We start from the raw sequence: 8,134 nt of genomic DNA, 5'->3' as shown, positions 1-8,134 counted from the left end.
GTCGTAACCTGCCTGAGAATTCGGAAATGGTTGAAGAGAACGTCCTTGTTTCAGATGCAACCTTTCAGAGGCGGCGCAGGGCCCGAGCGCTCAGCGGCCAGCGGCTCGGGCAAACGCCGCAGACACTGATCCCGCCAGGGCTCCCGGCAGCCTGGAGACGCTAAAACATCCGTCCTTGAGTGTCTGACATGGGAAGCCGGGACATGCCCCCGGCGTTGTCCCGGCCCCCGTCCTGTGGCGCCCACGGCGAGCGCCGGCCCTGGGGCCGGCGCACCTGCAAGGCCGAAGATGGGCTCAGAGACGCCGCTGGCGCTTGAGCTGGGGAATGGTGGTGGCGGGAATCTCCAGGCGCTGCAACTGGTACTGGGTATGGGCCGCCAGGGCCGCCAGGGTCGGCTGGCTGAACAGCAGCCGGGCATCGGCATGCAGGCCCTCCTGGCGCATGCGCGCCACCAGGCTGACCGCCAGCAGGGAGTGCCCGCCCAGTTCGAAGAAATGGTCATGGCGCCCCACCCGCTCGACCTGCAGCACCTCGGCCCAGAGCCGCGCCAGGGTCGTTTCCAGCTCACCCTGGGGCGCCTCGAACTCGCGGCTCAGCACTGCGTCCACCCCGGGTTCCGGCAACGCCTTGCGGTCCAGCTTGCCGTTGGCGCTCAGGGGCAGCGATGCCAGCCGCACATAGGCGGCCGGCACCATGTACTCCGGCAACTGCTCCAGGACATGGGCCCGCAGTGCCTCGATACCCGGCGGCGCCTGATCCGGGTGCAGGCTGAAATAGGCCACCAGGCGCTCATCGCGCATCAGCACCGCCACCTCGCGCAGGGCCGGGTGTTGCGCCAGCCGTGCCTCGATCTCCCCCAGTTCCAGGCGCAGCCCGCGCAGCTTGACCTGGAAGTCGTTGCGGCCGAGGAACTCCAGGTCGCCGTCGGCGTTGTAGCGCACCAGATCGCCGCTGCGGTACAGGCGGTCACCGGCCACGAAGGGGCTGTCGATAAAGCGCTCGGCCCGCAACTGCGGCAAGCCCAGGTAGCCCCGGGCCACGCCGACGCCGCCAATATGCAACTGGCCACTGACCCCCAGGGGCACCGGCTGGTCATGGGCATCGAGCACATACAGCCGGGTATTGGTAATGGCCCGGCCGATGGGCAACTGCACCGGCGGTACAGGGGCCCCGGGTTCCAGAGTCCAGGCACTGCTGTCCACCGTGGCCTCGGTGGGACCGTAGACGTTATGCAGCCGGGCCTTGGGCAGGCGCCGCTGGAACAGCCGGGCGATGGCCTCGGTGAGCTCGCCACCACCGCAGAAAACGTCGGTCAGGCTGTGGCACTGTCCGCTCTCCTCCAGTTGCAGGAACTGCAGGAGCATCGCCGGCACGAACTTGATCATGGTCACCTGCTGCGCTTGCACCAGCTGCGCCAGGTAGCCCGGATCACGCTGGCCGTCGGGCCGCGCCAGGAGCAGGCGCATGCCGCTGACCAGGGGCCAGAACAGCTCCCACACCGAGCCGTCGAAACTGAACGGGGCCTTTTGCAGCAAGGTGCCGCCCGGGCATGGCCCACACAGTCGCGAACTCCAGTGCATCAGGTTGCCCAGGCCACGGTGTTCCACCATCACCCCCTTGGGGTTGCCGGTGGAGCCCGAGGTGTAGATCACATAGGCCAGGTGCCTGACCCCGAGCCCCGGCACCACAGGATCATCCTGGCCCGGGTGCTGCCAGTGGTCGCGGTCGAAATCGATCAGCGGCACGGCCTGGGCCTGCAGCAGCGCCCGGGTGGGCTGGTGCACCAGCACGGCCAGTGGCTGGCTGTCATTGATCAGGAAGCTCAACCGCTCCGGCGGGTACTCCGGGTCCAGGGGCACATAGGCGCCACCGGCCTTGAGGATGCCCAGCAGGCCGATGAGCATTTCCAGGCCGCGCTCCACGCACAGCCCAACTCGCACGTCCGGCCCCACCCCTTGCTCGCGCAAGTGATGGGCCAGCTGATTGGCCCGCTGGTTGAGCTGGGCGTAGCTCAGGCATTGCTCGCCGGCCTGCAGGGCAATCGCCTGGGGCGTGCGGCGGACCTGGGCTTCGAACAGCCCGTGCAGGGTCAGCTCGCTGGGGTAGTCGGAGGCGGTGGCGTTGAACGCCAGCATCTGCTGCCGATACTCCGCCGCCGGCAGGATGGACAGGCTCTGCAGCAGGGTCTGCGGTGCCTGTTCCAAGGCCTGGACCAGCCCCTCCAGGGCGCAGCTCAGGTAGTCCAGCAGGCGCTGCGCGCCGATCCGCCGGGGCGCCCGGGCTCCCAGGCGAAAGCCCGGTTCCAGGTCGTCCACCGCCAGCATCAAGGGGTAGCTGAGCACTTCTTCGCTGCTCAGCCATTGCGCCCCCGGCACCCCTTGCAACAGGGCCTGGGCGTCGGCGGCGACGTTGTGCCGGTAGTTGAGCAAGGCATTGAACAGCGGCGTCGGCGCCGCCACGCCGCTGCAACGCTGAGCCAGGGACAGGGGCCCCTGCTCATGGGCCAGCAGCGCGCTGAGGCGTTCCTGGGTCTGGCGCAACCCGGCCGCCACCGTCAGCCCCGCCAGTTCCAGACGCAACGGCAAGGTGTTGATGAACATGCCCAGGGCCCGGTCCGCTCCCGCACCGGCCTGCAAGCGACCCAGCAGCACCGTGCCGAACAGCAGGTCCTCGCGGCCGCTGGAGCGTCCCAGCACCAGGCCCCAGGCCAGGTGGAACAGGCTGGCGGCACTGACCCCGAACTGCCGCACCTGATGACGCAGGCGCAGGCTCAAGTCGTGATCCAGCAGAGCACTGGCATGCTGCTGATCCACCGGCTCGCCCGCACGCTCCTGCCACTCGAAGGCCAGGGTCGGCTGGTCCACCGAGGCCAGGTATTCACGGAAGAACGCAGCATGGGAGGCCTGCCCCAACCGCGTGCGGGCCACGTAGTCACGGTAGGCAAAGGCTGGCGCCAGTGGCTGTTGCCGGCCGTTCATGTGGGCGGCGATTTCCGCCATCAGCAAGGCCGTGGACGTGGCATCGTTGACCAGATGATGAAAGCGCAGCAGCGCGAGCCAGCGCTGGTTCGGCCGGTCCTCGGCCCAGGCCAGGGCCAGCAGCGGTGCCTGGCGGATATCCAGCGGGTTGTGCCGCGGGTGGTAATGCTCGCGCAACTGCTCCGCCAGCGAGCCGCCCTCGGCCGTCGGCTGCCACTGCTCCACCGGCAACCGGGCCTGGCGCCAGACCACCTGCAGCGGCTGCTCTGCCGCCTCCCAGACCAGGCTGGTGCGCAGAATGTCATGGCGCTCGATCACCGCCTGCAAGGCCTGGGCGAAGGCGTCCAGGTCCTCGCGACGGGAAAAGGCCAGCAGCGCGTGCTGCTGGTACGGGTCATGCGCGGCAAAGGTCATGTGGTGGTAGAGCAAGCCCTCCTGCAGCGGCGCCAGGGGATAGATGTCCTGCACGTTGCTCACGCCGCCGGGAACGGTGGCCAGTACCCGGTCGATGCTCTCCTGGTCCAGGTCCACCAGGGTCAGCATCTGCGGGGTGATGTGCCGGCAATCGGCAGGTATGCCATTGGCCGGGATTTCCACGTCCTGCCGGCCCTCCACCGCCGCCGCCAGGCTGGCCAGGGTCGGCTGGCCGAACAACACCCGCACATCGGCATGCAGCCCCTGCTCCTGCATGCGCTGGATCAGTTCCAGGGCCAGCAACGAATGGCCGCCCAGTTCAAAGAAATGGTCGTGGCGGCCCACCTGTTGCACCTGCAGCACCTGGGCCCAGAGCTGGGCCAGGGTGGTTTCCAGTGGGCCCTGGGGGGCCTGGTACTCGCGGCTGACCAGGGCCTCGGGCCCGGGTGCGGGCAAGGCCTGGCGGTCCAGCTTGCCGTTGGCGGTGAGGGGCAATGCCTCGAGCCGTACATAGGCCACGGGCACCAGGGCGTCGGGCAACTGCCGGCGCAGGAAGTCCCGCAGGTCACTGATCGGCACGGCCTCGCGGGCGGTGAACCAGGCCAGCAACTGGCCGTCCCGGGCCTGGACCAGCACCTCCTGCAGCGCGGGATGGGCGCCCAGGCGGGTTTCGATTTCTCCCAGCTCGACGCGCTGGCCACGGATCTTCACCTGATCGTCATTGCGCCCCAGGTACTCCAGGCGGCCGTCCTCCAGCCAGCGAGCCAGATCGCCGGTGCGGTACATGCGCGCACCGGGCCGGTCGCTAAAGGGATCGTCGAGGAAACGCTCGGCCGTCAGCTCGTCGCGATTGAGGTAGCCCCGGGCCACCCCGTGACCACCGATATAGAGTTCGCCGGCAATGCCGATGGGCAGCGGGCGTTGTCGCTCATCCAGCAGATAGACCTGGGTATTGGCGATGGGCCGGCCGATATGCAGCGGCTGCCCGGCCTCGATGCTCCCGGAGGTGGCCACCACCGTGGCTTCGGTGGGGCCGTAGTTGTTGATCAGGGCAAAGCGCTGTGCCTCGGGTAACTGGCGCAGGCGATCGCCACCGATCAACAGGGTGCGCAAGGTCGGATGACCGAGCCGCTGGCTCAAGGCGTACTCGGCCACCGGCGTGGGCAGGAAGCTCACCTGCAGCGGCTGGGCCCGCCACCAGGCGAGCAACCCATTGAGGTCTTCGGGGCCGTCACTGGCCGGGGCCAGGTGCAGGGTCGCCCCGGCGCACAGGGCCGGCCAGACTTCCCAGGCCATGGCATCGAAACCGAAGCCGGCCAGGCAGGAGGTGTGGCTGCCGGCCTGCAGCTCGAAGGCCCGGCAATGCCAGTCCACCAGGGCGGACAGGCTCTGGTGCTCCACCATCACGCCCTTGGGCAAACCGCTGGAGCCGGAGGTGTAGATCACGTAGGCCAGGTGCTGCGCCGTCAGCCCGGGCACCTGGGGACCAGGCGCCGAGCCTGACTGCCACTGCTGATCGTCCAGCTCGATCAGCGGCACCGCCAGGCTCGGCAGGCGCTCGCGCAAACCGGCCTGGGTCAGCAGCGCCACCGGCCCGCAGTCCTCCAGCAGGTAGGCCAGTCGCTCAGGGGGATACGCCGGGTCCAGCGGCACGTAACAAGCGCCGGCCTTGAGGATCGCCAGCAGGCCGACCAGGGTCTCCAGGCTGCGTCGGGCCAGGATCGCCACCCGCTGATCGGGACCGACCCCAAGCCCTTGCAGGTGCAGGGCCAGGGCATTGGCCCGGCGGTTGAGCTGGTCGTAGCTCAGCTGCTGGCCCTGGGCAACCAGGGCCACGGCGCCCGGAGTGCGCTGGGCCCAGGCCTCGACCCGCTTGTGGATGCGCTGCTCGGCAGCCAGCGGCTGGCGGGTGGCGTTCCACCCTTGCAAACGCGCGCCCTGCTCTGCGCTCAGCAGCGAAAACTGCTGCACCGGCAAGGCCACGTTCGCCAACCCCTGCTCCAGCACATGGATCAGGCAAGCGGCCAGGGCCTCGATCTCATGGGGCTGGAAATACCCCGTGTCGTAGACGTAATGCATCCAGGCGTTGTCGTCGAAACGGTTGCTGCGCAGGTGAATGGCCAGGGGCGTCGGCTCGTGGCGATTGGAAACTTTCACCGACGAGGCCACGGCATCGCCGTAGCGGTATTGCAGGTCCTCCAGTTCATAGGACAGGGTCAGTTCGAACAATTGCCCGCGGTCTTCACGCAGCAGGCCGAGGGCGCGATTGAGCTCGCTCAGGGGAAAGCGCTGATGGCGATAATCCTGCTTGAGCACGTCCCGCACCGCCGCCACCAGCGCCTCGAAACTCAGCTCGCGGCCGAAGTCCATGTGCACCGCACTGACCTGGGTGAAACAGCCCAGGGTCACCTTGAAGGCGGCGTTGGGCCGGTTCAGCACCGGCATGCCCAGGACCCACTGGTCGCGCTGGCCGGTGCGGGCGAAATACACATGCAAGGCCGCCAGCAGCACGTGGAAGGCCGAAGCCCCGGTGCTTGTGCCCAGGGCTTTCATCCGCTCATGCAGGGCCGCGGGAAAGGCCTGCACCAGGGTCGCCCCGGGCGTTCCGGCTTCCTGTCCCGGACGATGGCGCGGGCGCAACAGCGGCTCCGGCAGGCTCTGGTACTTGGCCAGCCAGTAGTCGCGGTCCCGGGCATAACGGCTGGACTGCTGGTAGCGCGCGTCGTCCTCGATGAAATCGACAAAGGACGGTGCACCAGGGCCGGGCTGTTCGCCCCGCGCCAAAGCGCTGTAGAGGCTACCCAAGGACTGGGACAACTGGGCAAAGCCCCAACCGTCGAGGATCAGGTGATGGGCCTCGGCTTGCATCAGGTGATGCTCGGGGCTCAGGCGAAACAGCGAGAAACGGCACAGGCGTTCGCCACTGAGTTTGAACGGCTGCTGCATCTGCCAGTGAATCCGCGCCAGGGCAGTGGCCAGCGGGTCGGCCTCGGCGGACAGGTCGTGAAATGCCAACTGCACCGGCCAGTCGCGGTCGAAGTACTGCAACGGCAGGCCGTCGCTGCTGCCCTCCAGGGACAGCACCGTGCGCAGCACATCATGCTTGCGCACCAGCGCCTCCACCGTGCGCTGCATCAGCTCGGGCTGGAGCGGTCCCTTGAGGTCGGCATAGCCGCCGATGTTGTACAGCGGCGAGTCACCGCGGCTCAGTTGATCGAGCCAGATATCCCTTTGCCCGGTGGTCAGCGGCAAGCCTTGGGCCTGCTCCGCCCCGGCGCTCATGCCATCACCGGCGCTGAACGTCCAGCAGGCAGCGCACCGTGGATGACAAGGGTGATTGGCGCGACCATATCGGCCACGGCAAAGGCAGAAAAACGCATCATAAGATCCTTCTCATGTGATGGGCCCGGGCACCAGCGTCCGCGGATTTAAGCATCGGCCCCACACCCTGTATGTCACCCGAAACCCGGACATTCCTGGGCCCTGGCGAAGCAGGCTCAAGGCCTTGAGAACGGCTCTGGCAGGCCGCCAGGCAAGCCCCCGGGCAGGCACCATCAGCGCCGGGACGCTGCTGCGGATCGGCTGAAATAGCTGTAGGACATTGACCACCCGTACATGAGGCTCCTGGCCTCGCCTGCCTTGCCGCCAAGGCCTGATGAGCCTGTGCCGGCAGCGCCTTGCACAACCGCGAGGACGAACGCCAGCGGGGATTGCGCGCCTGTTGCCGGCCCACGGGGACAGCCCGGCAGCGCTCTGATGCGGCCTGCGTGTCCCGGTTTACCCCTACAGACGCGAAGTAAATTCTTAGGCTTAAATCAGATTTTTCCGACCAAATCAGGTACATGAACACTGTGCCGCGGGCCACCGTGGCGACCGCGTTTCGATCAGCGATTTGTCTCGATCAAGGATGATAAGGATATGGGTCTGACCAGCAGTATCGCCAACATGGAAACTCCACCCTTCTACTTCGAACTGGGGCAGTTGATCTCCAGTACCGGCCATTGCGGATTCGCCAGGGACATGCTGCAACTGGTGGACAAGCTGGTGCCGGTCAGCCAACTGCTGCTCAGTGAGTGGACCCTCGACGAACGCCAGGCCAGCTCCCTGGCAATCACCTTGCTGGGGCGGGCCGGGCTGCAGGAGGACCTGCCTCTGCCGGAGCCCCCGCGACGCCATGATCCGCTGCTGCACAAGATGCTGGAAATGGACGACTCGCTGCTGATTCAGATGAATGCCCAGGCCCAGGGCGGAACATCACGCCACACCCCGCACCAATGCCATCTGGTCTCGCGCAAAGCCAACCGCCGCTGTGTCATCGCCCTCTACCGCGAACCCTCCCAGGGCGGTTTTTCCCTGGCCGAACTGTCCTTTCTCAAGAGCTTGTCGGCGACCCTGCTGCCGCTGTTGGAGCGCCATGCCCAACTGCACCGGCAACAGGCCCTGAAGAACCTGCGCAGCTGGAGCAGCCGCCCCCTGGATGCGCGTCAGCAGACGCCCCTGCAACGGGAGTTCGACGAGCGCCTGTCCCTGGGGGACATCAGCCTTTCGGCACGGGAAAAAGAAGTCTGCCTGGGGCTGTTGACCGGAGGCACGGTGCCGGAAATGGCCCAGCGCCTGAGCGTCAAGAACAGCTCCATCGAAACCTACCTCAAGCGTGCCGCCGCCAAGCTCGGGGTCAGTGGCCGCCACGGCCTGGCCAAGTGGATGGTCGGCGCCTGAGGCGCGCTTGCTGCGCCCCTGT

2 protein-coding genes are annotated in these 8,134 nt (G+C 67.4%); one reads left to right on the top strand and one right to left on the bottom strand.

Annotated elements, in window-relative coordinates; translation table 11 throughout:
- Positions 1-294 precede the first annotated feature (294 nt).
- Positions 295-6,675 (bottom strand): amino acid adenylation domain-containing protein, encoded by a 6,381-nt coding sequence (locus tag WIN67_RS11165; protein WP_339071229.1) that lies wholly within the window; start codon positions 6,673-6,675, stop codon positions 295-297.
- A 636-nt stretch (positions 6,676-7,311) separates the two neighbouring features.
- Here WIN67_RS11165 and WIN67_RS11160 point away from each other — a divergent pair.
- Positions 7,312-8,112 carry a helix-turn-helix transcriptional regulator gene (locus tag WIN67_RS11160; RefSeq protein WP_102882419.1) on the top strand — a complete coding sequence of 267 codons (801 nt, stop codon included), beginning with the start codon at positions 7,312-7,314 and terminating at the stop codon, positions 8,110-8,112.
- The last annotated feature ends 22 nt before the right edge of the window (positions 8,113-8,134 follow it).

It is taken from the genome of Pseudomonas idahonensis (genome assembly GCF_037903935.1).
Taxonomy (GTDB): domain Bacteria; phylum Pseudomonadota; class Gammaproteobacteria; order Pseudomonadales; family Pseudomonadaceae; genus Aquipseudomonas; species Aquipseudomonas danubii.
The sequence above is the reverse complement of the archived record's forward strand: the minus strand, read 5'-3'. Positions and strand labels throughout refer to the sequence as shown.